The organism is Roseovarius pelagicus, assembly GCF_025639885.1.
Taxonomy (GTDB): domain Bacteria; phylum Pseudomonadota; class Alphaproteobacteria; order Rhodobacterales; family Rhodobacteraceae; genus Roseovarius; species Roseovarius pelagicus.
In genome coordinates, this window is the sequence record NZ_CP106738.1 from 3,426,544 (window position 1) to 3,451,114 (window position 24,571).

24 protein-coding genes and 1 pseudogene are annotated in these 24,571 nt (G+C 59.7%); 8 read left to right on the forward strand and 17 right to left on the reverse strand.

Going from position 1 to position 24,571, the window contains the following annotated elements; translation table 11 throughout:
• Positions 1 to 2: 2 nt before the first annotated feature.
• Positions 3 to 1,196, forward strand: a complete 1,194-nt coding sequence (locus N7U68_RS18010; protein ID WP_263047709.1) for a class I SAM-dependent methyltransferase — start codon at positions 3 to 5, stop codon at positions 1,194 to 1,196.
• 78 nt (positions 1,197 to 1,274) lie between these two features.
• Here N7U68_RS18010 and N7U68_RS18015 read toward each other — a convergent pair whose 3' ends face one another.
• The 5 genes from N7U68_RS18015 to N7U68_RS18035 form a co-directional block, all read right to left on the reverse strand.
• On the reverse strand, positions 1,275 to 1,814 hold the full coding sequence (locus tag N7U68_RS18015; protein WP_263047710.1) for an adenine phosphoribosyltransferase: 540 nt from the start codon (positions 1,812 to 1,814) through the stop codon (positions 1,275 to 1,277).
• An 81-nt stretch (positions 1,815 to 1,895) separates the two neighbouring features.
• Positions 1,896 to 2,369 carry a DUF2269 family protein gene (locus tag N7U68_RS18020; RefSeq protein ID WP_165193245.1) on the reverse strand — a complete coding sequence of 158 codons (474 nt, stop codon included), beginning with the start codon at positions 2,367 to 2,369 and terminating at the stop codon, positions 1,896 to 1,898.
• The gene (locus N7U68_RS18025; protein WP_263047711.1) at positions 2,370 to 3,530 is read right to left on the reverse strand and encodes an SDR family oxidoreductase; all 1,161 of its coding nucleotides are present in this window, start codon (positions 3,528 to 3,530) and stop codon (positions 2,370 to 2,372) included. It abuts the gene before it with no gap.
• Positions 3,531 to 3,680: 150 nt separating this feature from the next.
• Positions 3,681 to 4,310, reverse strand: coding sequence for a LysE family translocator (locus tag N7U68_RS18030; protein WP_165193241.1), 630 nt, complete (start codon positions 4,308 to 4,310; stop codon positions 3,681 to 3,683).
• Between the two features lie 26 nt (positions 4,311 to 4,336).
• Positions 4,337 to 5,224, reverse strand: coding sequence for an S-methyl-5'-thioadenosine phosphorylase (locus N7U68_RS18035; RefSeq protein ID WP_263047712.1), 888 nt, complete (start codon positions 5,222 to 5,224; stop codon positions 4,337 to 4,339).
• Positions 5,225 to 5,533: 309 nt separating this feature from the next.
• Between N7U68_RS18035 and N7U68_RS18040 the strand changes: the two genes are divergently transcribed.
• Positions 5,534 to 7,129 (forward strand): SulP family inorganic anion transporter, encoded by a 1,596-nt coding sequence (locus N7U68_RS18040; RefSeq protein ID WP_165197680.1) that lies wholly within the window; start codon positions 5,534 to 5,536, stop codon positions 7,127 to 7,129.
• A gap of 23 nt (positions 7,130 to 7,152) precedes the next feature.
• The gene (locus N7U68_RS18045; protein WP_263047713.1) at positions 7,153 to 8,073 is read left to right on the forward strand and encodes an AEC family transporter; all 921 of its coding nucleotides are present in this window, start codon (positions 7,153 to 7,155) and stop codon (positions 8,071 to 8,073) included.
• Between the two features lie 14 nt (positions 8,074 to 8,087).
• On the opposite strand, the gene N7U68_RS18050 is transcribed toward N7U68_RS18045, so the two are convergent.
• Positions 8,088 to 8,672 carry a flavin reductase family protein gene (locus N7U68_RS18050; protein WP_263047714.1) on the reverse strand — a complete coding sequence of 195 codons (585 nt, stop codon included), beginning with the start codon at positions 8,670 to 8,672 and terminating at the stop codon, positions 8,088 to 8,090.
• An 83-nt stretch (positions 8,673 to 8,755) separates the two neighbouring features.
• Between N7U68_RS18050 and N7U68_RS18055 the strand changes: the two genes are divergently transcribed.
• Both N7U68_RS18055 and N7U68_RS18060 read left to right on the forward strand, forming a co-directional pair.
• Positions 8,756 to 9,253: a GNAT family N-acetyltransferase gene (locus N7U68_RS18055; RefSeq protein ID WP_165193236.1), complete on the forward strand. Its 498-nt coding sequence runs from the start codon at positions 8,756 to 8,758 to the stop codon at positions 9,251 to 9,253.
• 40 nt (positions 9,254 to 9,293) lie between these two features.
• Positions 9,294 to 10,061 carry an EcsC family protein gene (locus N7U68_RS18060; RefSeq protein WP_263047715.1) on the forward strand — a complete coding sequence of 256 codons (768 nt, stop codon included), beginning with the start codon at positions 9,294 to 9,296 and terminating at the stop codon, positions 10,059 to 10,061.
• A 52-nt stretch (positions 10,062 to 10,113) separates the two neighbouring features.
• Here N7U68_RS18060 and ptsP read toward each other — a convergent pair.
• The 6 genes and pseudogenes from ptsP to N7U68_RS21015 form a co-directional block, all read right to left on the reverse strand.
• Positions 10,114 to 12,358: pseudogene (gene ptsP, locus N7U68_RS18065) on the reverse strand (phosphoenolpyruvate--protein phosphotransferase).
• A 92-nt stretch (positions 12,359 to 12,450) separates the two neighbouring features.
• Positions 12,451 to 13,689: an aspartate kinase gene (locus N7U68_RS18070; RefSeq protein WP_165193232.1), complete on the reverse strand. Its 1,239-nt coding sequence runs from the start codon at positions 13,687 to 13,689 to the stop codon at positions 12,451 to 12,453.
• Between the two features lie 127 nt (positions 13,690 to 13,816).
• Positions 13,817 to 14,209 carry an ACT domain-containing protein gene (locus N7U68_RS18075; RefSeq protein WP_263047716.1) on the reverse strand — a complete coding sequence of 131 codons (393 nt, stop codon included), beginning with the start codon at positions 14,207 to 14,209 and terminating at the stop codon, positions 13,817 to 13,819.
• Positions 14,210 to 14,221: 12 nt separating this feature from the next.
• Positions 14,222 to 14,866 carry an SDR family oxidoreductase gene (locus tag N7U68_RS18080; RefSeq protein WP_165193228.1) on the reverse strand — a complete coding sequence of 215 codons (645 nt, stop codon included), beginning with the start codon at positions 14,864 to 14,866 and terminating at the stop codon, positions 14,222 to 14,224.
• Between the two features lie 57 nt (positions 14,867 to 14,923).
• On the reverse strand, positions 14,924 to 15,370 hold the full coding sequence (locus N7U68_RS18085) for a DUF1178 family protein (RefSeq protein ID WP_165193226.1): 447 nt from the start codon (positions 15,368 to 15,370) through the stop codon (positions 14,924 to 14,926).
• A 67-nt stretch (positions 15,371 to 15,437) separates the two neighbouring features.
• Positions 15,438 to 16,199 (reverse strand): NUDIX hydrolase, encoded by a 762-nt coding sequence (locus N7U68_RS21015; RefSeq protein WP_308446152.1) that lies wholly within the window; start codon positions 16,197 to 16,199, stop codon positions 15,438 to 15,440.
• A gap of 1 nt (position 16,200) precedes the next feature.
• Between N7U68_RS21015 and modA the strand changes: the two genes are divergently transcribed.
• From modA to modC, 3 genes are read left to right on the forward strand one after another with little or no spacing between them, the layout of a single operon-like run.
• Positions 16,201 to 16,869 carry a molybdate ABC transporter substrate-binding protein gene (gene modA / locus N7U68_RS18095; protein WP_263047717.1) on the forward strand — a complete coding sequence of 223 codons (669 nt, stop codon included), beginning with the start codon at positions 16,201 to 16,203 and terminating at the stop codon, positions 16,867 to 16,869.
• Entirely contained in the window at positions 16,866 to 17,558 is a 693-nt protein-coding gene (gene modB / locus N7U68_RS18100; RefSeq protein WP_165193222.1) for a molybdate ABC transporter permease subunit, read from the forward strand. The genes modA and modB overlap by 4 nt, the downstream gene beginning before the upstream one ends.
• Entirely contained in the window at positions 17,555 to 18,670 is a 1,116-nt protein-coding gene (gene modC / locus N7U68_RS18105; RefSeq protein ID WP_263047718.1) for a molybdenum ABC transporter ATP-binding protein, read from the forward strand. Before modB ends, modC begins: the two co-directional genes overlap by 4 nt.
• A gap of 124 nt (positions 18,671 to 18,794) precedes the next feature.
• On the opposite strand, the gene N7U68_RS18110 is transcribed toward modC, so the two are convergent.
• The 5 genes from N7U68_RS18110 to N7U68_RS18130 form a co-directional block, all read right to left on the reverse strand.
• The gene (locus N7U68_RS18110; RefSeq protein ID WP_165193218.1) at positions 18,795 to 19,766 is read right to left on the reverse strand and encodes an ABC transporter ATP-binding protein; all 972 of its coding nucleotides are present in this window, start codon (positions 19,764 to 19,766) and stop codon (positions 18,795 to 18,797) included.
• On the reverse strand, positions 19,763 to 20,734 hold the full coding sequence (locus N7U68_RS18115; protein ID WP_263047719.1) for an ABC transporter ATP-binding protein: 972 nt from the start codon (positions 20,732 to 20,734) through the stop codon (positions 19,763 to 19,765). Before N7U68_RS18115 ends, N7U68_RS18110 begins: the two co-directional genes overlap by 4 nt.
• Complete coding sequence (locus tag N7U68_RS18120) at positions 20,734 to 21,642, reverse strand: ABC transporter permease (protein WP_165193214.1); 909 nt, start codon at positions 21,640 to 21,642, stop codon at positions 20,734 to 20,736. The genes N7U68_RS18115 and N7U68_RS18120 overlap by 1 nt, the downstream gene beginning before the upstream one ends.
• Positions 21,639 to 22,625, reverse strand: a complete 987-nt coding sequence (locus tag N7U68_RS18125) for an ABC transporter permease (RefSeq protein ID WP_263047720.1) — start codon at positions 22,623 to 22,625, stop codon at positions 21,639 to 21,641. Before N7U68_RS18125 ends, N7U68_RS18120 begins: the two co-directional genes overlap by 4 nt.
• 152 nt (positions 22,626 to 22,777) lie before the next feature.
• Positions 22,778 to 24,316 (reverse strand): ABC transporter substrate-binding protein, encoded by a 1,539-nt coding sequence (locus tag N7U68_RS18130; protein WP_263047721.1) that lies wholly within the window; start codon positions 24,314 to 24,316, stop codon positions 22,778 to 22,780.
• Positions 24,317 to 24,571: the final 255 nt, after the last annotated feature.

Genomic DNA, 24,571 nt, shown 5'->3' on the forward strand with positions numbered 1-24,571 from the left:
ACATGAATCAGGTCAAAGGCCAGTACGAGGCATATCCGTACCCAGAGCGCGACCCCAAGGATGAGGCCAAGCGCCTGATCACCGGGTCGCCCTCGCACCCGCTGGAAATCGACCATTTTGTATTCGGCGGGCAGCGCGACTGGTCAAAACCGTTGCGTGCCCTCGTGGCGGGGGGCGGCACCGGGGACGGGCTGATCCAACTGGCACAGCTGATGGCGCAGGCGGGGAAACCCTGCGATATCACCTATGTGGATCTGTCGAGCGCATCGCGTAAGGTGGCCGAGGCGCGGGCACGTGCACGCGGGCTGACGGGGATCAAGTTCATCACCGGCAGTCTGATGGATGCGCCTGACCTCGGGTCCTTTGACTATATTGATTGCTGTGGTGTGCTGCACCATCTGCCCGACCCCGTGGCCGGTTTCGCAGCGTTACGGGCGGCTTTGGCTCCGGGCGGCGGGCTGGGGTTCATGGTTTACGCGCCCTACGGCCGATCCGGCGTATATCCGCTGCAAGAGGCGTTCGGCGCGCTGTTAGAAGGCCAGTCACCACAGCAACGTCTGAAGGCCGCGCGCAAAATTATGGAAACACTGCCCGAGGGCCATCCTTTTGCGGGCAACCGAAATGTCGTAGACCACAAAAACAGCGATGCGGGGTTCTATGACCTGCTGCTGCATTCGCAAGACCGCGCTTTTTCGGTGCCCGATTTGCTGCAAACGCTGGAACAGGGGGGCTGGGCTCTTAGCGGGTTCGCCATGCCTGCCCTCTATCAGTTGGACCGCCTGACCGAGGTGCCCGATCACCTCGACATGCCGGCGCAGATGGCCATAGCGGAAAAGCTGCGCGGCACGATCAAGACCCATGTGGGTTATGCCGTGGCGTCTGACGCGCCGGTGTTGCCCGCATCGGGAAAGAACCGCGCGCTTGTCCCGCATATTCGCGGGATCGCAGCGCAAAAGCTGGCTCAGGGTCTTGCACAGGGGCAGCGTCCCAAACTGGCCTATCCGGGAACCAAAAGCCATCTGTCTTTGGGCCGTGAGTCCGCGCCGCTGATCGGGGCGATCAATGGTCGCCGGTCATTGGCCGAGATCGCAGCCGCCGCGCGACTTGATCCCATCGGGATGGGTGCGCAATGGGGCCGGATCGAGCGAGAGTTGGTCAGCTGGGGCATGCTGCATTACTCGGGCATCCTACGCTAGAGAGGCGTACGGCTGAGGCGCTGCCCGCAGGGCATGTCGTCTTTTTAGGCGCAAGTTCCGCGACCGGCGGTGAGAGGGTCAGTCCCCTTCGAACGCGCAGAGAACATGCACGTCCATGCCCATCGCTTCAAGCCGGGCGCGCCCGCCCAGATCCGGCAAGTCGACGACAAAGGCGCAGCCGGCAATCTTGCCTCCCAGCCGTTCGATCAGGCGAATGCCCGCTTCGGCGGTGCCGCCAGTGGCCAGCAGATCATCGACCAGCAGGATCGTTTCACCGGCCTCGATCGCGTCATCGTGGAGCTCGACCGTCGCGTTGCCATATTCCAATTGATAGTCCTGCGAAATCGTGCGGCCGGGTAGCTTTCCCGCCTTGCGTACCGGCACGAAACCGGTGCCGAGTTGGTGCGCCACCGCGCCGCCAAGGATGAAGCCGCGCGCCTCCAGACCGACAACCTTATCAATCCGCAACCCGGCATAGGGGTGCAACAACTGGTCGATGGCCATGCGGAACCCACGCGGATCGGCAAAGAGCGTGGTCACATCGCGGAACATGATGCCCTCATGGGGGAAGTCAGGGATCGTACGGATGTAGTCCTGAATCGTCCGGGTCGCTGGCATTATCTGGGCCTTTTGTTTGAATTCGCTCTGGCCCGACGGTGTGGCCGATCCGCTGCGCGCATGCAAGAGTCGGCTGTCGCGCTACCACAGGTGCGGTTTCGAGACCATGAGCCAAAACACCACCAACAATGCGCCGAAGGCAGGCCAGCCCAGACAAAACCAGATGCGATAGGCGCGCCAAACACGGGCTGGCAGAGCCGTACCCTCGCGTACTGCGTGGGCGGCCATGTTCCGAATGCGGATTTGTAGTATCGCGACCGGCAGCCAGCACGAGAAGGCCAGAATATAGAGAACGATAGCCAATTGCAGCCAAGGCTGGCTGAGCGAGTGCCCCTGCAGATGAACCAGCCAAAGCCCTGTGGCCAGTTGCATCACTCCTGCAGGTATCGTGAAAAACCAATCAGCCAGTACCACTGCTGTTGCAACATCTGCCACGGTTTCGGTGCGTCGGGTACGCATTGCCAAGACCATCTGAAACGCGGTGCCAATCCCGGTGCCAAAGAGCACGGTCGCGCTGATGATATGCATCCATTTTGCAATGAAGTAAGGATCCATTCAGCGTTCCTGTTCCAGAATGGCCGATATGGCTATGAGCATCAGAACGGGAATGTTTTTGAGCAGTCCACCCAGCGGTAACAACCACAATCCTGCACTGAGCCACGTAAAGATGACAGTGTAACCCAGCACCAGACCTGCCTGCAGAGCGGCTGTTAGGCGGGGGCGCCAACCTCTTAGTAACGCGACGCCGAGGGCAATGTCCAAAATTCCGCCCATCCGCGCCATGGCGATGAGCAGGCCATCGCTTAGCGCGGTATCTGGCAGAAGTGGCAGAAATTCTGTTGCAGGCAGCGTGAGACCGATGACGCCTGAGGCAAGCCAGAGAAAGGCCAGCACCAAACGCAACAAGGGGCGCATCAGATAGAGCCGCGCATGCCACAGATCCTGTGTTCCCGCAGGGCGAGAGGTCAGGAATTGGTCAAACCCACGCATCGGGCCAGTTGCCGGGGTGATCGCATCGTTTGATCGTGCCAACACCCCGGATTGTAGCTGCGCCACTGCCGTCGCCGAAATAGGCCCCCAGCGCAGGGCATCGCCAACCCGCCCTATGCCACGGGCGACCCAGACGGGCAAAAACAATAACGAAACCGGACCCAGTCCCATCCAGCCGCGTAACCTGCGCAGTATCTCGGCTTGGCCAAGAGTTTGCGTTCCACCGATTTCATGCGCGCCTTCGGGCGGCGGATGATCCAGCAAATGCACCACCGCGCGCGCGAGGTCGGCGGCGTGCAGTGGATTGAACTGCTGGTCGCCGGACCCGATGACAGGTGTGACGAAAGGTAATGCTGCCAGTGCGCGCATGAGTGAAGAACCGCCGTAGGATGTTTCGCCCAGCACCAGCCCGGCACGAAGAATCGTTATCCCATGCGCGGCTGCGACTATTTCTCCTGCGCGTCGGTGGCGGGCAAATCCAGTTTCGCTTTCGTCTATGCCAACCGCCGAAATCAGTATCCCACGCGCGTGCTGGGGCAGGGCTGCGTACACAGCTTCTGGCGCGGCGACATGAACTGCATGCGTGACCGTCTCGGTGGCATTCAGGACACCAGCGGCGTTGACGACATGGGTAACGCCTGTCAGCTTTTCCTGCCAAAAGCCGCGTTGCTGTGATGCCGCAGCGGTCAGATCCGCGCGCAGAGTTTCAGAATCCCATTCTGTCAAGAGCCACGGTGCGCCTTGCTGACGTCAACACCTGCCAACCGGCTGTGCGCAGCTCATAGGCGAGATGTCGGCCGATGAAACCATCAGCACCAAGAATTAGTACGCGGCGTTGCTGGGGTGCGTGATCGGACATGGGGCAGCCGCGCCCCCTTAACCTGTGCGTCTCAGCGCAGCGGTCATCACACCCATTGCGACCAGCGCGCCGCCGCCGGTGCGGGTTAGCCAGGTGATGACGCTCGGTCGGCGGATGGTCTGACGCAGGCGGTCCGCCAGCAGCGCGTAGGCGAATGCGTTGATTGCCGCGAGACCGACAAAAGTGCTGATTAGAATAACAAACTGCGGCAGTAGCGGTGCATTCAATGATACAAACTGCGGCACGAACGCGATAAAGAACGCGATGGATTTCGGATTGAGCGCCGTGACGGCTGACATATGCCAGAAGACGCCGCTGCCGGTGATGTCGCGCCCGGCTGTGCGTGCATCCAGCCCGGTAGAGGGCGCGCTGCGTAACAGTTTGATTCCGAGATATATCAGATAGAGCGCGCCTGCCCATTTGAGGGCGGTAAAGAGCGTGGCGGAGGCCAGAACCAATGCCCCCAATCCCAGCAGTGAAGCTGTCATCGCCACCAGATCACCCAGCGCCACGCCTGCCGCACTCGCAACCGCCACACGGCGCCCTTGGCTCAGCGCGTAGCTGAGCACCAGCAACACGGTCGGTCCGGGTATCAGCAGCAGAGCGGTCGATGCCGCGACGAAAGCCAACCAGAGTTCAACAGGCATCATTCAAATCCTTCGTAGGCCGGGCTTCAGCCCGGCATTTTATTCAAGACACGTCCCGCCACCGCATCCAGCCGTGCCACCAGTTCCGGATCGCGGGAACCCGGCGCAGTCAGCACGGCAAAATCCAGTGCCCGGTCGCAGCCATGCGGACAGGGCGCGCGGTCTGTTCCCAACAGGGCAGGCAGGCGGCGCACCATGTTGCGACCCTTGTCCGCATTACCTGTCAGAGTGGCGATAATCTGGGTGACATCCACTTCGCCGTGGTCGGGGTGCCAACTGTCATAATCGGTGATCATTGCCACGCTGGCATAACAAAGTTCCGCTTCGCGCGCGAGCTTGGCCTCGGGCATGCCGGTCATGCCGATGACGTCGCAGCCCCAGACCTCGCGGTAAAGGCGCGATTCGGCCAAGGTCGAGAATTGCGGCCCTTCCATCGCCAGATAGGTGCCACCGTCATGGACCGTTACGCCAGAGGCGCGTGCCGCATCCGCGCAGGCCGCCGATAGGCGCGGGCAGGTGGGATGCGCAACGCTGACATGCGCCACGCATCCTGCGCCAAAGAATGATTTCTCGCGTGCAAAAGTGCGGTCGATATACTGATCGACGATGACGAAATCCCCCGGTGCCATCTCGTGCCGGAACGACCCGCAGGCGCTGACGCTGATCACATCCGTGACGCCCAGACGTTTGAGCGCGTCGATATTGGCGCTGTATGGGATGGTTGAGGGGCTATGAGTATGCCCGCGTCCATGACGCGGCAGGAATGCGATGGATACCCCCTCCAGCGTCCCGGTCAGAATTTGGTCCGAAGGTGCGCCCCAAGGGGTTTCGACTGTTTGCCATGCGGCGTCTTTTAATCCGTCAATCTCATACACGCCCGATCCGCCGATTACGCCGATCATTGTTTTGCTCATCAATTAGGTTCCCTGCCGCCTGTATTGGTGCCAGAGTGTTGCGCGCTGACGCGGCGAAGAAAAGCAGGTTTTGGCATGCAACGCGAATATGTGAGCGGGCGGCTCGACCCGGCATTCGTTTCTGGCATGCGATCAGTCACATAACTGGATGATCGTCAGAGTAACGCGGCGTTTGCAACCCTGCCTTTCGCGCAGGGCGCTGGCCAAACCTTCAGAGTGTCTGTAAGGGAGCGACGCGCACACAGGACATCAAAGTCAGGACACTCCGTGAAACAAGCCATTCTGGCGGCCTTCGCCAGCCGTATCGATATGCCCGATCTCGCCGTCATGCAGGACGAGAAATTTAGCCTGACGCGGCTCCGGATCGAGTTGCTCTCGGGTTTGACGGTCGCGTTGGCGCTGGTTCCCGAGGCGGTGGCCTTTGCCTTTGTCGCCGGTGTCCACCCGCTGGTGGGGCTATACGCGGCATTTCTGGTCGGTTTAGTGACTGCGCTGATCGGCGGACGCCCCGGAATGATCTCGGGTGCTACGGGCGCGTTGGCGGTGGTCATGGTGGCTTTGGTGGCTCAGCACGGGGTCGAATATCTCTTTGCCACGGTCGTTCTAATGGGGCTTTTGCAGGTCATCGCGGGCGTATTGAGATGGGGGAAGTTTATCCGACTGGTGCCTCATCCCGTGATGTTGGGTTTCGTCAATGGTCTAGCCATCGTGATTTTTCTGGCGCAGATGGGCCAGTTCAAAGTGCCGGGCACGATGGTGAACACCGGACACGGTATGTCGGGGGGGGAATGGCTGAGTGGCTCTGCCCTTTGGACCATGCTGGGCCTCGTGGCGCTGACGATGGCGATTATCTGGCTCATGCCGCGCATCACGCGTGTGATTCCAGCGCCTTTGGCCGGGATCGGTGTTGTCGCGGGCCTCGTGATTGCCTTCGGTCTGGAGGTGCCACGCGTGGGTGATCTGGCGTCCATTCAAGGTGGCTTTCCCAGTTTTCATATCCCGGTTGTGCCGCTGACACTTGAAACGTTCGAGATCATCCTGCCCTATGCAGTGATCCTCGCCGCAATTGGTCTTATCGAAAGCCTTCTCACCCTTAACCTCGTTGGGGAAATGACGGGCAAGCGTGGCGGTGCCAGTCAGGAATGTATCGCACAGGGATTGGCCAATACGTTGACCGGGTTTTTTGGCGGCATGGGCGGTTGCGCGATGATCGGTCAGTCTATGATCAACGTAAAATCCGGCGGGCGCACCCGTATCGCAGGTGTCGCGGCGGCTCTTTTCCTGCTGATCTTTATCTTGTTCGCAGCCCCTGCCATCGAACAAATCCCGCTTGCTGCGTTGGTCGGTGTGATGTTCATGGTGGTGATCGGAACGTTCGCATGGAACTCGTTGACTATCCTGCGCAAGGTTCCGCTGACCGATGCGTTGGTGATCCTGCTCGTCACTGCGGTGACGGTAAAATACGATCTGGCCATCGCTGTCGTCGTGGGCGTGATCGTCTCCGCGCTGGCCTATGCGTGGAACAATGCAACACGGATTCATGCAGTTGCGCGCGCGTCTCATACTGAGGAGGGTGCCAAGGTTTACGAGATTCAGGGACCGCTGTTTTTCGGCTCTGCCGCTGGATTTGCTGAAATCTTTGATATTGAAGGTGATCCGGAACTCGTGATTATTGATTTCGCCGCAAGTCGCGTCGTGGATCAATCTGCCCTGCAGGCAATCGAGACGCTAGCGACGAAGTATGAAGCAACCGGTAAGCGTATCCAATTGCGCCACCTGAGCCGTGACTGCCACCGTCTGTTGACCAAGGCAGGCCACCTGATGATCGACAGCGACGATGATCCCGACTACGCCGTTGCGGTAGATTACGGCGTGCGTACAGGGATTTTGGGCGCGGGTCACTAACTGGGGCAGGAAGGCGTGCGGGGATGATGGTATTCTTGGTGATCCTCGCCGGATTGATGCCGTCATTTCTGCTGGTTGGCCTTGGTGGGCTGGTGCGTGAACGCCTGTCAGCGAACGCCTGGCAAGGGCTTGACCGGCTTAATTTCGAAATCCTGTTCCCCGCGCTCTTGTTTGTCGCGGCCTCTAGCCGCCCGATTGAACTGTCTGCGGTAGCCACTATTGCCCCGGCTGTTTGGGCGCTGCTGACCTGCGGGTTGATCGCGGGCTATTTTGCCCGCCGGTTCGGGCCGGAGAGATTTCTCGACTTTGCCGGTGCATGGCAAACTGCGTGGCGGTTCAATTCGGCTGTCGGCATTGTTGCGGCGGGCGCACTTAGCGGAGGCGACCCGGCATTGATGGCGGTGGCGATCGGTATGGCGGTGCCGTTGGCCAATGTGTTCGCGGTGTCGGCCCTGTCGCGTGGCGGCGCGCTGGGCCCGATGGCGACGCTGCGCAAGGTTGCTCTGAACCCGTTCCTGCTGGCCTCGCTCAGCGGTGTGCTGCTGGGCCTGTCGGGCTACCGGCTGCCCGGTCCGGTATTGGCGCCGCTGTCGTTGCTCGCGGATGCAGCCATTCCCATTGCGCTGATTTCGGTCGGCGCGACGATGAACTGGGGTGCCTTGGCACGGTTGAACCGATTCAATGGTACACTTTGCGGGGTGAAGTTATTGCTGTTGCCCACGCTTGTGACAGTCACCGCTCTGGCGTTGGGGGCAAGTGGTTCTTATGTGGCGGTATTGCTGGTGTTCGCTGCACTGCCGACGGCGTCGGCCGCGCATGTACTGGCTGCCGGATTTGGGGCGGATCGGGAACTGTCTGCCACGCTGGTCGCGCAATCGACGTTGCTGAGTGCATTGACGCTGCCGATCTGGGTGACGTTCGCGCAGGTGTTCTTTTTAAGCTGAGAACCCTATGCCATCTAGTCGTCGGGCCGCTCTAGGGTGAAGACATTCTCGACCACAGCATAATCACGATACCCCAGCCGCGAGAGGGGCTGAAATGTGGTCACGTCGAACAGCCCGTTTACCAAACAATCATCCCGGATATGCACGCCAGTGACTTCGCCAAAAATGGCGTAGTTATCCTGCCCGCCCAACTCAAGAATATGGGTCATTCGGCATTCCATCGAGGCAGGTACGCCCGCGATGCGTGGGCAATTGATGGTTGTGCAATCCGCAACCTCTAGGCCCGCATGCACAAATTCGTCCACATCGCGCGGGACAGTTGCAGATGATGCGTTCATAGGGTGCCGCATATCCTGTGCCACGACATTGGTGCAGAAGACCCCTGTTTCGCGGATGTTGTGCACCGAATCCTTGTTGCCGCTGGATGCAAACATGACCTGCGGCGGCACATAGGCCACTGCGTTGAAAAATGAATAAGGCGCGACATTGCGAACCCCATCCGCGCCAATCGTGGAAATCCAACCGATCGGGCGGGGCGATACGATGGCATTGAACGGGCTGTGCGGCAGCCCATGCCCGTTTTTCGGCTCGTAGAACATCTGGCCTCGGCGGATGGTTGATCTGGGTTTGTGCCAGACCTAACGCCGTGCTAGGCGCTTTGCCACCCGTATTTTGACCAAGGATGCCCTGCGTGCTGGAGTTGCGCCCGGAAACACAAGACGACTGGTGGGAGGTCGAGGCACTCTATGATCTGTGCTTTGCACCCGGACGCGAGGCGCTGTCGTCCTACCGACTGCGTGATGGGATTGCCCCCGTTGCGGGTCTCAGCCTTGTGGCGCGCGATGCGGGGGGCATTCTGGGCGGTGCGATCCGCTACTGGCCGGTGCGTATTGGCGAATATGACGCACTTTTGCTGGGACCGGTCGCCGTGCACCCGACGCGGCAGGGCGAGGGACTGGGCGGGTATCTGATCCGGGGCAGTCTGGAGCGGGCGCGCGCGCAGGGATGGGAACGCACGATGCTGGTGGGCGATGCACCCTATTACAGCCGCTTTGGCTTTACACGTCTCGATACGGTCGAGATGCCACCGCCGACCAATCCCGAGCGGGTTCTCGGCATCTCGCTGGTTCCCGGCGCATGGGATGGGATCGTGGGGAAAGTGACCCGCGCTGCGCCTTGACCTTGAATTTTTTGCTAAACAGTCCGATCTTTAGGGGATGATGGATTTGCTTGACCCCCCGATAGACAATGATGCCGTCGACGCAAGGCTGACGGAATTGGCGCGCAGGCATGCGCAGGCGGGCAATTTTGGTATTCAGGTTCTGAATGTCGTTGGCAGTCAGGCCGAAAAGCTGCTGGATCGTTTGCCCTCTGATATGCGCAACAGACTGGGTGACGGCACCGAACAGGCATTGCGTCTGGCGATGCAGGCGGCGCACGGCTCGCGTAGTGTGCTGGGTGGTCAACCGGGCTGGCTGAACCGTGCGGTAACAACGGCGATGGGGGCCGCCGGTGGTTTGGGCGGATTGCCGAGCGCCATGGCCGAATTGCCGATCACCACCACGATTCTGCTGCGCGCGATTCAGGATGTGGCGACTGAGCATGGTTTTGACCCCGATGAAGAAGGCGTGCGTTTCGACTGTATTCAGGTCTTTGCCGCTGCCGGGCCGCTTGATCATGCGGATGGCTCTGATCTGGCGTTTCTCAGCACGCGGGTCGCGGTGACTGGCAAGACGATGCAGGCGCTAATCGCCCGCGTTGCGCCACGTCTCAGCACCGTGTTGGGGCAAAAGCTGGCGGCGCAAATGGTGCCGGTACTGGGCGCGGCTGCTGGGGCCGCGACGAACTACGCCTATACCAGCTACTACCAGCAGATGGCGCATGTACATTTTGGATTGCGCCGGTTGGCGATCGAGTCTGATCGCGATCATGCGGACCTGATCGAAGATTTTCGCGCACGGGTCAAAGCGCCGGTGAAACGGAGCTAAGCCAGAGGGGCTGGCGGAGATGCCGTCGGCGTTGGTTAGGCAGGTTTAGCGCCTAAAACTTTTCGCGCAGGTAATCCATGACCGCAGGGCGAACCGATTGGTCTCCGCGCACGCCTGCTTCCTCTATGATGCTTTTCAGTTCTCCCAGATCCGTGCGGCGCAGGATTGATTTGACCGGCCCTATGGAGGCCGGGCGCATCGAGAGATTGCGCAGCCCGATAGCTGCAAGACAGGCGGCCTCGACTGGTCGACCGGCATCCTCGCCACAAAAACTGAGCGGCGTGTTCGTACGGGTACAGCGTTCGACGATGCCCTGCAGGAACGTCAGAAAGCTGACATTGAGTGTGTCATAGCGCCGCCGCACGCGCTCGTTCTCGCGGTCGGCAGCAAAAAAGAACTGTTTGAGGTCGTTGCCCCCGATCGAGAGAAAATCGACGTCATGGTAAAAACTATCTGGCGCAAACGCGAGGCTGGGTGTTTCTAACATCGCGCCGATTTCAAGTGTGCTGGGTAACGGATGACCAAGAATGCGCTCGCGCTCCATTGCTTTGTCCATCTCCGCGCGACCGGCAGAGAATTCGTCCCGCTGGGCGACGAACGGAAACATGATGCTCAATGGGCGGCCGTTGGCCCCACGGATGAGCGCCTGAAGCTGCATGCGCATCACCCCCGGTTTGTCGAGACCAACACGGATCGCCCGCCAGCCCATCGCCGGGTTCGGTTCGTCCGTGGGTTTCATGTAAGGCAGCACCTTGTCCGAGCCGATGTCTAGGGTGCGAAATATGACGCGCTTGCCATGCGCGGCGTCCATGACCCGCGCATATAGCTCGCTCAGTTCTGACCGGCGCGGCATCTGGCTGCGCACCAGAAACTGTAACTCGGTCCGAAACAGGCCGACGCCATCGGCGCCCTGACCCTTCAAGGCTGGGTAGATCAGCCATCAGCCCGGCATTCATCGTCAGCGCAATGGTTTGTCCGCAGAGTGTCTTGGCTGGTTTGTTTCTGATTGAGGCATAGCGTTCCTGTGCCTTGGCCTGCATTGCCATCTTGTCACGGAAGGCCGCAACAACACTGTCATCGGGGCGCAGATGTGCGATGCCCTGATCGCCGTCCACCAGAATCGGATCACCATTGAGCGCCTCGGTGGTGATGCGTGCAGCATGGATTACCAACGGGATCGCCAAGGCACGCGCGACGATGGTGGCATGAGAGCCGACCGCGCCTTCCTCCAGCACGATCCCCTTGAGTGAACGACCGTAATCCAGCAACTCGGCCGGCCCGATGTTGCGTGCGATCAGGATCGGGTCCGGGGGCATTTCGGCGCCGGTTTCGCCGCCTTGCCCAGTCAGAATGCGCAGCAGACGGTTGCTGAGGTCATCGAGGTCGTGCAGCCGGTCACGCAGGTAGGCATCGGCAACTTGGGTCATGCGGGCGCGGGCGGTCGACTGCTCCTTTTCCACGGCGGCTTCGGCGGAAAGGCCGCGACCGATATCCTCTTCCATCCGGCGCATCCAGCCTTTGGAGTTGGCGAACATGCGATACGCTTCCAGCACCTCTAGCTGTTCCTTGTCGCCGCTGCGCGCAAAGCTAAGCATGCGATCCACGCCGACGCGCAATTCTTCGACGGCCTCATTAAGGCGCTCCAGTTCGCGCGCGGGGTCCTCAGCGATCAGGTTCGTTACGACCACACGCGGCTCGTGCAGCCAAACATGACCGCGCGCAGCGCCCTCCTGCGCCGTCGCGCCGCGAAAAAGCACTGCCTGTTGATGCCGTGCTGACATTGCGGCACCTTCGCCGACAAACGCGCCGAGTTCGGCCATTTCGGCCAGCACCATGGCCACGACTTCGACGGCATAGACTTCTTCATCGGAAAAGGTGCGAGAGTCCTTCGACTGCACGACCAGAACACCCAGCTTTTCGCCCAGCCGCTGCACTGGCACACCCATGAATGATGAATATGCCTCTTCGCCGGTCTCTGGCATGTAGCGGAACCCGCGGGTCGAGGGCGCATCATCGGTGTTGATCACAGATCCGGTGCGTGCGACGCGGCCTACCAGACCTTCGCCCATACGCATGCGGGTCTGGTGGACGGATTCGGGATTCAGACCCTCTGTTGCGCACAGTTCCAGAGTGTCCTCATCCCGAAACAGGTAGATCGAGCATACTTCGATGCGCATCTCTTCGGCGATCAGACGGGTGATCTGGTCAAGCCGGGTTTGCCCGGCTGCATCCTCGGCCATGACGGCGCGCAATCGGCCCAGCATCTGCCGGCTATCTGTCTGGAACGACTCGCTCATATAGCCCGCACCCCCCGGATGCGCCCCCTCGGGCAGGTTGCCTGCGTGGTTCAAACCAGCCTGCCATTAACCCTGCACAATGCGCAGAGGTGTCAGGCCACCTTGTCCAACTCGAAGGCATCATGCAGTGCCTGAACCGCGAGTTCCATGTATTTCCGGTCGATCAGTACGGAAATCTTGATCTCTGAGGTTGCGATGACCTTGATGTTCACGCCTTCATCGCTGAGCGTTTTAAACATCTGCGCTGCGACGCCGGATTGGCTGCGCATGCCGATCCCCACGGCCGAGACCTTGGCCACGTCGGTGTCTGCCACCAGATCGTGATAGTTGATCTCGCCTCGCTCCTTTGCGCCCTCCAGTGCCTTTTCGGCGCGCATCACCTGATCGGTGGGGCATGAAAAGGTCATGTCGGTGCGCCCTTCTTCGGAAATGTTCTGAATGATCATGTCCACATTAACGCCGCCTTCGCTGAGCGGGCCAAAGATCGCGGCGGCGATACCGGGGCGGTCAGCGACCGAGATGAGGGTCATTTTGGCCTCATCGCGGCTGTAGGCGATGCCCGATACGACATTGGATTCCATGATTTCCTCCTCGGAGCAGACCAACGTGCCTGCATCATCTGATTGTTCTTCGAAACTGCTGAGCACACGTAGCTTCACATTGTAGCGCATTGCCAGTTCAACGGAACGGGTTTGCAACACCTTGGCGCCGAGTGACGCGAGCTCCAGCATCTCCTCGAAAGCGATCTTGTTCAGTTTGCGCGCTTTGGATGCGATACGCGGGTCGGTGGTGTAAACACCATCCACATCCGTATAGATATCGCACCGCTCGGCCTCAAAAGCGGCGGCAAAAGCTACTGCGGTGGTGTCGGAGCCACCCCGCCCGAGTGTAGTGATGCGGCCCTCGGGGCTGACACCCTGAAATCCGGCAACGACAGCAACGCGCATACCTTCGCTGAACTTGGCAACAATGTTGTCGGTCGGGATTTCCTCGATCCGGGCAGCGGAATGCGCTGAGGTCGTCCGCACAGGAACCTGCCAGCCCTGCCAGCTGCGCGCAGGCACATCCATTTCCTGCAAGGTGAGCGCCATCAGGCCCGCGGTCACGTTTTCTCCGGAGCTGACGATCGCATCGTATTCACGCGCATCATAGAGCGGTGATGTCTCGTTCACCCAACCCACCAGTTCGTTCGTCTTGCCCGACATGGCGCTGACGATGACGATCACATCGTACCCTTTGGCCACTTCGACACCGACACGCTTGGCGGCGCGGCGAATGCGATCAAGGTTGGCGACTGAGGTGCCGCCGAATTTCATCACGAGAACGGGCATTGGAGCGTCCTTGAGCTTGGAAGTCGCGCGGGGGTTTACGCCGCGTTCCGGACAAGAGCAAGTGTCAGAGGTGTGGAACTGGAAAAATGCGTCCTCTGCGGGCGTATTTTCGGCAAGTATGTCCTAGTTACGCTGAAAATGCCCGCAAAATACGCATGGCGTCGTCCGCACGATCTTCGGGAATGAACAGGTGATCGTGATAATATCCGGCGACAGGATTGACGCCCATGCCATGTGCAGCAAGTTCGGTTGCAATACGCGCGATGAAACCGACAGCGTCCAAAGCCGAATGCACATTCAGCGTGACCATGCGCGCGGCAAAGGTGTAGGGCAGGTTCGCCGCTTCGGCCTCTGCGCGGGTCAGGATCAGCGTCGTGCCCTCCGCCTCTTGGAGCATCATTTTGGCGGTGATGCCCATTGGAACTTGTCGCGAGGGGATCGTGACAAAAACAAAAGTCTCAGGCGCCAGAACGGGGTCCATACTGGCAAGGAGTGTATTCAGATCATGCTCGCCCGTCATCACTTGCCAATCTTAGAAATCATGTGGTTGTCCGTCCCAAGTCAGAAACGTTCCGGTTGTCTGCATGTTAAGTTCGTCAAAACGCGCCATCAAGCCGCGAACCGAGTCCTCGGTGCCAATGCTGGCGCTGCCACCGCCCATATCCGTGCGCACCCAACCGGGGTGGTAGATGCCGACGGCAATGCCACGCGGGCGCAGATCAGTCGCAAGGTTACGGCCCAGGTTCAGCGCCGCAGCCTTGGACGCGCGGTAGATGTAGCTGCCGCCCGGCGCATGGGTCTGGCTGGCCATCTGACTGGATATGATCGCGATCTTGGGCTGTTCGCTGCGTTCCAATTCGGGCAGAATTGCCTGCACCGTCAGGAAAACACCGGTCACGTTGGCGGCAAAGGTTTCAGCCCAAAGCGCCGCGTCATACCCGGTTTCAATCGCATGCCCCTTGTCCAGATAAACCCCCGCGTTACACACCAGCAGATCCACGGCACGTCCCTCCAGTGACGCAGCCAGATCCCGGTGTTGTGTGGGATCGGTAACGTCGAGCCGCGCCAGATCACCGCCCCGGCGCGATGTCCCGGTCACTTGGTCGCCTCTGTCCGCGTATGCGGCGGCCAATCCGGCGCCAATCCCGCGATTGGCCCCTGTGATCATCACGTGCATGTCGTTCTCCTGCGCTCTGTCTGGAAATCATCCGAAACCGCGCTCATACGCAGTCAGCTAGTTGGATTTTCGCCCGGCACGAAATGGCAGCGGCGTGACGGGAACACCGTCTTCGATGAGCTTTTTTGCGTCTTCAGGCTTTGCCTCGCCGTAAATGGCGCGTTCCGGGGCATTCCCGTCATGGATATCACGCGCCTCGCGCGCAAAATCATGGCCGACATATTCCGAATTGCTTTCGATTTCCTGACGCAGGCGGGCCAAGGCTTGCTCGGCGGGGCTGGCGGGGGCGCTTAGCGTACCTTGGGCGGATTGCTCGGGGGCATTTGCGGCCCGTTTTCGGCCAGCTTGCACCGTTGGGGCCATCATGGCCTTTTCCACGTCGGTGCCGCCGCAGATGGCACAGGTAACCATGCCTGTACGATCCAGCTTGTCAAAGGTGGCGGTGGAGTGGAACCAGCTGTCAAACTGGTGACCTTCCGCACATTTCAGTGTAAATTTGATCATCTTCGGGACCACAATATCATGCTTAGTTAGATAGCTGAAAACGTGGCCAGATCAAGTAGACGGTTGTTCAGCGCTTGATTTGCCTTGGGTGAAAATTCGCAATGATATGCGCCAATTCCGGCTCGTTGACGAGGGCCGCCGCCTTCTTTGGCCGCAGCCATTTGCGTTTGCGTTGACCAGCCTCGGGATATTTCGCGACCAGCGATTTTACCCGTACTGCGTAAACCATGGCAACGCAGGGCATGCCCCGCTCGGCGCCAAGTGACTTGTGGTATGAATACAGGCCAAGGCAGCGTTCATTGACTTTGCCGCGCACGCCCGCCTCTTCCCACGCCTCGGTCAGGGCGATGTTTGCAGGGGTTTCACCGTCCATCGGCCAACCTTTGGGAATGATCCAGCGGCCCGTGCGGCGCGATGTGATCAAGAGGATTTGAGGCTTATCTTTGACCATACGGTAGCACAGCGCGGCGAACTGTGTTCGCACATCGCTTTTGTGCGCATCCAGTAATGCGATGGGTACCTGTTTTGCGCCCAGCACGGTCATCGCGCCCTTCACCCCGCAGTGTGTTAGCGTCTTATTATACTCGCCTAAATGACAATATAAGCGGGTGATAAGGTAAATTGCCAGTTTGATTTGATTGAATCCTGATATTTGGGGCAGACCTAGCGACTCGGGTAGGCAAATCCACAACATGATGTGGATGTCAGCGGGCTTGCGTTGCTCGGTTTTGCGGCCAATACTCTGCCGCATGATCCGATTTTCCAACTTGTCTGCAATACTTTGCGCCATGCTTCTGATGTGCGGAATTGCGCCTGCGGAGGAGCGCATTTTGGTCTTTGCAGCGGCGTCACTGCAAGACGCGATGCACGACGTCACAGATGCTTACCCAGATGCTGTGGTGGTTTCCTATGGCGGCAGCGGTGCGATGGCACGTCAGATTGCGCAAGGTGCGCCAGCGGATGTCGTTGTGTTGGCGAACAGCGCATGGATGGACTGGCTGCAACGGGGTGGATACCTGCGCCCGAACACACGGCGCGATTTGCTTGGCAACAGGCTGGTGATGGTTGGGCCAATGGGCGCTCCGCCACTGCCAGAAGTGAGTGGCGAGGCGCTGATTGCCCGGCTGGCGGGCGGGCGACTGGCATTGGGCCAAACCACTGCCGTGCCAGCGGGCATCTATGCCCGCGCATGGATGGAGCACGCCGGGTTGTGGGAGGGACTACGCCCGCATCTGGCCGAAACGGATAATGTTCGCGCGGCACTTGCGCTGGTGGCATTGGGAGAGGCGCCCTTGGGCATGGTCTATGCCACCGACGCAGCCGCAGAAACACGCGTTGTGACGCTCTATGCCGTGCCGCGCGGTGCACATTCGCCGATTGTGTATCCTGTCGCTGCCATCACGGAGCGCGGCGAGGATTTTGTCGCCTATTTGGCCAGAGCGGAAGTGCAGGACACCTTTCGCGTGCATGGCTTTACCCTACCCGGAGTTGAGCAATGAGTCTGGAGGCGGCGGAATGGGCTGCACTGTCTCTGTCTCTGAAGGTATCTTTGGTGGCGATGCTGGCCAGCCTGCCGCCTGCGATCGCGGTGGCGTGGTTGCTGGCACGGCAGGAATTCTGGGGCAAGACGCTGTTGAGCACTTTGATTCACCTGCCGTTGGTGTTGCCGCCGGTGGTGACGGGGTATCTGCTGTTGCTGACATTTGGGCGCAACGGCGCAGTCGGCCACTTTCTCGACCAGAGTTTTGGCATCGTGCTGGCATTCCGCTGGACCGGGGCCGCGCTGGCGGCGGCAATCATGGGGTTCCCGCTGATGGTGCGCGCGATTCGATTGTCGATCGAGGCGGTGGATCCAAAGCTGGAAGCGGCAGCGGCGACGCTGGGTGCAAGTCGTATGGGCGTGTTCGCGCGGGTGACGTTTCCGCTAATTGCCCCGGGGGTTTTGGCAGGTGGTGTATTAGGGTTCGCCAAAGCGATGGGAGAATTTGGAGCGACCATCACTTTTGTTGCCAATATCCCCGGCGAGACCCAGACGCTACCTTCGGCAGTTTATGCGTTCCTGCAGGTGCCGGGGGGCGAAGGGAGCGCGATACGACTGGTATTGCTGTCCTTAGTCGTCGCTGTCGGGGCTGTTTTGATTTCGGAAGTGTTGGCAAGGCGCGTGGCGCGGGGGATCGGCCAGCGATGAGCCTGAGCGTCAAGATAAAACACGACTTTGGCGATTTCACTCTGGACGTCGCGTTTGAGGCCGGGCCGGGTGTTACGGCGGTTTTCGGGCCGTCAGGCGCAGGTAAAACCAGTGTTGCAAATGCGGTCGCGGGGCTTTTTGCCCCAGAGCAAGGCATGGTGACACTGGGCAACAGGTGCCTTTACGATCCGTCGGCCCGCGTGAATGTGCCGCCACACAAGCGGCGGATTGGGACGGTGTTTCAGGACGGTCGGTTGTTTCCGCATCTCAGCGTGGCAGGGAATCTGGATTTTGGAGCGCGATATATCCCGCGGGGTAGCAAGATCCCGAACCGGGATCAGGTCATCTCGTTGATGGAAATAGGCGCGTTGCTGGATCGGCGGCCAATGCATTTATCGGGCGGAGAGAAGCAGCGTGTGGCGTTGGCGCGGGCCTTGCTGATGGCGCCGGAGCTGCTGGTCATGGACGAGCCTCTGGCGGCGCTGGATGGCCCGCGCAAGGACGAAATTCTACCTTATCTTGAACGGTTTACGGGTAGTAACGGGGTCCCCGTTCTGTATGTCAGTCATTCGGTGGCCGAGATTGCACGTCTGGCCGATCAGATTGTCGTCTTGCGGGCAGGACGCGTGATCCGCTGCGACGCGGTCAGCGAAGTGCTGAGCGATCCCGAGATGGTGCCGTTGATGGGGGTTCGTGAGGCGGGGTCGGTATTGCGCGCCAAGATTTTGGGGCACGATAGTGACGGTCTCAGCCGTCTTGCGGTCAGCGGAGGCATATTATTGATCCCTCGCGTCCAGGCAGAGCCGGGAAATTATATACGTCTCAGGGTCTTGGCACAGGATATTCTACTGTCACTCGAAGCTCCGGTCGGCCTGTCGTCGCGTAATATTCTACCCGTTATGGTGCTTGGACTTCACCGCGGTGATGGCCCCGGCGTGGCGGTATCGTTGCAATTGGGTGACGAGCGGCTATTGGCGCGGGTGACAGCGCGGGCGGCGCAAGAGATGCATCTGCGGCCCGGACTGGAGTGCCATGCTATCCTGAAAGCAACGGCAGTCCCGCGTGGGGATATCGGAATTGAACAAAGCGGTGACCAGTCTGCCAAAGCCTGAGGTGTTATCCTCGGAACCAGTTCTCAACCTATTCAATTCTCAACCACGGCGGAAACTATCCACAGATAGACGCGCATGCACATCCACGACGGCGCGGCTGCCCCTGAGCATCGTTCAGAAGGGGCTATTCGGCGAAATGGCAGGCTGCTTGCGTTGTGCTGCCGGGTATCACCCGCAGCTTGGGACGCTCAGAGCGGCAGAGATCCGCGGCGATCGGGCAGCGCGGTGCAAAGGGGCAACCGGGGGGCGGGTTCACCGGGTCGGGCAATTCGCCGGGCTGGCGGGGGCGCTCGAAAGAGCCGCCTTCCAGCTTGGGGATCGCATCCAGCAGAAGCCGTGTGTAGGGATGTTTGGGATCGGCAAAGATGGTTTCGGCATCGGCCAGCTCCATCACCTGTCCCAGATACATCACCGCGACGCGGGTACCGAAATGTTTCACCACGCTGAGGTCGTGGGTGATGAAAAGATAGGTCAGCCCGCGCTCGGCCTGAAGATTGGTCAGCAAGTTCAGGATCTGCGCCTGAATTGAAACGTCGAGCGCCGAGATCGGTTCGTCCGCGACGATAAAGGCAGGGTTGGTGACAAGCGCGCGGGCGATGGCGATCCGCTGGCGTTGCCCGCCTGAGAATTCATGCGGCAGCTTGCGTTGCCATGAAGGGTCGCAGCCGGTGGCGGCCAGAACCTCTTCGACCTGTGCGCGCACTTCAGTCTCGGACTTTTCCGGCATCAGGTGGCGGATCGGTTCTGCCAGTGTCTCGAACACGTTGCGGCGCGGATTCAGCGACGCATAGGGGTTCTGGAACACCATTTGCATGTCACGGCGGATCGGCTTGCGCTCTGCCTCTTCCATCTGGTCGATGCGTTTGCCGTTGAAATAGACCTCGCCCGCCGAAGGTGAATTCAGCCCGATGATCGCACGGCCCAAGGTTGTCTTGCCGCAACCGCTCTCTCCGACGACGCAGAAGGTCTCGCCGGGCATGATCTGTACATCGACGCCCGACAATGCATGCAGTACCGGTTTTTCGCGGCTCAGAAAGTGCGTCGGAAGTGCAAAGCGGACTTCGATCCCGCGGGTTTCGACGATTGGATCGCTCATGTGCTGGCCTCCGCATCCTGATTCAGCGGGTGGAAACATGCGACGCCGTTTTCCAGCGGCGGCATGGTGGCGCGACAGCCGTCATCGGCGCGGGCACAACGCGGGTGGTAGGGACAGCCGGTGGGCAGTGCCGTGATAGGCGGCATTGAGCCGGGTATCTGATAGAGTTTTGATCCGCGTTCTGCATTTTGCGGCAGCGCCTTGAGCAAGCCACCCGCATAAGGGTGTTTCGGGGCGTCGATGATGTCGCGGGTGCGGCCCGTCTCGACGCATTTACCAGCATACATGATCATCAGTTTTTCGGTAACTTCGGCCACCACGCCCAGATCATGCGTGATCAGGATCAGCGCCACGTCGTTTTCGCGACAGAGTTTCAGGATCAGCGCCATGATCTCCGCCTGGATCGTCACGTCCAGCGCGGTCGTCGGTTCATCCGCGATAATGATCTCGGGGTCGGTCAGCAGGGCGATGGCAATGACGACACGTTGGCGCAACCCGCCCGACAGCTCGTGTGGGTAGGCATCCATGCGGCTTTCGGCGGAGGGGATCGCGACCAGCTTCAGTTTGTCCACACAAAGGCGGTGCGCCTCGCGGGTGCTGATGCTGCGATGCGCCTTGAGCGTTTCGATCATTTGGGTGCCGATCGACAGGACAGGGTTGAGCGTGACCATGGGATCCTGAAAGATCATCGAGATACGGTTGCCGCGGATTTTCCTGATCTGTCGGTCGGACATGTCCAGCAGGTTATCGCCATTGAACTTGATCGTGCCCTGGGACACGCGGCCCGGCTCGGCGATCAGGTTCAGGATGGCAAAGGCAAGCATGGATTTACCAGCCCCGGATTCACCCACGACGCCGATGCGCTCGCCCTTTTCCAGTGTCAGGTCAACGCCGCGCAGGGCTTCGATTTCGTCATTCTTGCCGCGCGGAAAGGCAACATGCAGGTCATGTACTTCGAGCATCGCCATCAGTCATCCCCCCGGCGCAGTTTCGGGTTCAGCACGTCACGTAGCCAATCGCCCAGCAAGTTCAGTGCGAGAACCAGCGCGATCAGAACGAGTGCCGGATAGAAGGTGATCCAGTATTGCCCCGAGAACACGAACTCAAAGCCGGATCGGATCAGCGAGCCAAGCGACGGCCGATCAACCGGCATACCCAATCCGAGGAACGATAAAGCGGCCTCTGTCATAATGGCTTCGGCAACTTGGATGGTCGAAATGACCAGAACGGGTGTCAGCGTGTTGGGTAGGATATGACCCCACATCACCTTGCGTGCGGGCAGGCCGATCACGCGGGCGGCGTCGACATATTCCTTGTTCTTTTCGCCCAGAACGGAGGACCGTACGGTGCGCGCGAATTTAGGCCATTCAGCGATGCCGATAATCAGGATCAGCATGATGATGGCGTAGTCGGCATAGACATTCGCATCGAATGCCGCCTGAAACAGGGCCAGCGCGATGATTGCTATCATCAGTGTCGACAGCGACATCTGGATATCGGCCAGACGCATCAGAAAGCTGTCGATCCATCCGCCCTTGTACCCTGCAATCAGGCCCAGCGTCACCCCGAGGATACCCTGCACGATCACGGCTCCGATGCCGATCAGCAGCGAGATACCAGTGCCGTACATGATCGTGCTCAGCACGCCGCGCCCTTGGGCATCAGTGCCCAAAAGGAACTGCTCATCGCCACCCGGCTTCCAACTGGGGGGCAATTCGCTGTTCATGATATCCAACTGCATCAGGTCATAGGGGTTCTGCGGTGCCAGCACAGGGGCAAATAGCGCCATCAGCACAAGGATCAGCAGAACCACACCCGCGCCGATGGCGACAGGATCAGACAGGAAACGTTTGAGAAAGCCGCGCCAGGTAATCATGATTTGGCTCCTGGCAATTTTACCATCGGATTGATCAGGGTGTAGACAAAATCGACGATGGTATTGACCACCACAAAGATCAGGCCGACGACGATGATGTAGGCGATGATCAGGGGCGTATCGACCCGGTTCACCGCTTCGAGAAAGAGAAAGCCCATACCCGGCCACTGGAACACCGTTTCCGTCAGGATCGTGTAGGCGATCAGCGTTCCGATCATCAGGCCGCCAACAGTCACGACGGGCAGCAGCGTGTTGCGGAACGCATGGACATAACGGACGCGGCGGGTACTTAGCCCCTTGGCGCGGGCGAATCGCACATAGTCGGTGCCCATGGCCTCCATCATTTCGGCCCGGATCAGGCGGATAAAGAGCGGCAGCATGATCGAACTGAGCGCGATGGATGGCAGCAGCAAATGCGCCAGTCCGTCCAGCGTGAGAAAGCCGGTGTCCCAGCCCCATGGCATTTCAACGGTATCACCGCGCCCGAAGGCCGGTAGCCATTGCAGTTCGACCCCGAAAATCCAGACGAGGAAAATCGCGGTGAGGAAGACGGGAACAGAGATGCCGATGATCGAGCCGGTCATGATCGTTTTGGCGATCCATTTATCGCGATTGATGGCGCAGTAGATGCCGCCGGGGATCGACAAAGCGAGAAAGATGAAGGTTGCGCCGATGACAAGCTCTAACGTGGCGGGAAATTTATCCATGATTACGTCGAGCGCGGGGCGCTTGAAAAAGTAGGACGTGCCCAGATCGCCCTGTAGGGCATTGCCGAGAAAGCGGGCGTATTGAATCAGAAACGGGTCATTCAGACCCAGCTCATCACGAAGCAACTGGCGTTCAGCCTCGGACACGGATTGGCCCACAAGCTCGCGTAGCGGATCACCTAGGTTGCCCTGAATGGAAAACCCGATGAGCGAGATAACGAACATCACGATCACAGCCTGAAGCGCGCGACGAATGAGGAATGCGATGATATGCATGGGACGGGGTGTGCTCTCTGGCGGTTGCTGGAGGCGATGTCCCGCCTCGGATCAAATCCGGTGCCTCCTATAAACGGAGCGGCCTCGGGTCAAGTCCTGAAGGGGGAGGGGAGCGGGCCGAAAAATATCCGGCCCGCCCGAGATGTATAACCTTACTCGCTGATCACCAGATCGCCGAGATAGGGGAAGTTCATAACGTTGAGCACTGGCTCAATGTCTACGCCCTTGCGTGCAGCCCATGCGAGGTCCTGCCAATGCAGCGGCACAAAAGCAGCTTCATCATAGAGGATTTTCTCGACCATTTGCAGATCCGCGGTGCGTTTCGCCTCGTCTGTTTCGGTCAGCGTCGCGATGGTCAGTTCGTCCACCTTGGCATTCGAGTAACCACCCGAGTTGTACTGGCCTTTGCCGGTGTCGGCATCTGGAGTCATGTTGAGGAATTCGTAGAAGTTAGCGGAATCCTCGGTGTCGGCATGCCAGCCAATCATCATGATGTCCGCCGCGCGTTCATCGAATTTGGGCCAGTATTGTGCCTTGGGCATAGTGGTCAGGTCGATGTCGATGTTGATCTTGGCCAGCATCGCCGCCGCCGCTTCGCAGATCTTGAAGTCGTTCACGTAGCGGTTGTTCGGGCACATCATCGTAGCAGAGAACCCATCGGGATGGCTGGATTCTGCCATCAGTGACTTGGCTTTTTCCAGATCGAAGCGTGGTTTCAGATCGGGGTTGTGGCCCAGATAACCCGCGGGCGAGTTCTGCGCCGCAGTCGTACCGAAGCCTTTCATGATCTTGTCAACGATGCCCTGGTTATTGATCGCGTTGACCATCGCCAGACGTACCTTGGGGTCGGCCAATGCTTCGTTGCGCTTGCCGTTGAGTTGCAGCGTGATGATGCGCGTGCCGCTCATGGTCACCAGTTGGGTATTCTCATCGGCCTCGATACGCTCGAGATCGGTGGGCGGTACGGGCGCGATGAAATCAACGTCACCAGCCAGAAGAGCAGCAACACGCGTTGGCGCCTCTTTGATCGGCGTCAGAATGGCAGTCTGCACGTTGCCCGGGCTATTGGTGTCCCAATAGTTGGCGTTACGCTCGAATACGACCTTCACACCCTGCTCACGCTCGGAGATGGTAAAGGGGCCGGTGCCCGAGATGGTTTTCGATGCGAAGCTGTCGCCGTGTTTGACGATGTCGGCTCCGCCTTCCTCGTAGAACTTGCTATCCATCGGGAAAACATAGGTGGCGGTATGCATCACCAGTGGGCTGGGGCCATCGGTCTTGATTTCAACGGTCATATCGTCGACCGCAGTCGCGGAAGTCCAGCCCGAGAAGATGCCCTTGAAGTCAGGCGAGGATTTCAGACGGTCGATGGTCCAGACCACATCGGCGGCGGTCATAGGGTTGCCCGAGTGGAACGTTACACCTTCGCGCAATTTGAAGCGCATGGTGGTGTCGTCGACGCGTTCCCAGCTCTCGGCGAGGCGAGCGTCAAAGCCCAGGTCCTTGTTCCAGCGCACCAGTGGGTCAAAGACCATGTGGCTCAGCTGAAGGGTGCCGCCGGACAGCTGCTCATGCGGGTCAAGCGAAACCGGGTCGGCGTCATAAGCGAAATTCAGCGTTTGCGCCGAGGCAAGCCCCGTCGCACCCAGCAGAATCGCCGTTGCTGTGGCAATGTGTCGTAGTGTCTTCATAGTGTATCTCCCTGATTTACTGGACACTTTCGCGGAAAGTGTGTGCGCGATGGTCCAAGTATGCGCGTACGGTAGTCGCGATTCCGGGGTGGTGTAAAGATCAGCTTCCGTCGCGTCAGCCGGAAGATTCCACAAAAACGAACGAAAACGCGCGTTGTCAGCAGGCTTTTGGGGGATGGGCGGTTTGCAGGGTTTGCTCCGCGTATCACATGTCAGTCACGCGAGCGGGTGCGCAAGCTGAGGCTGCGTTAGCCC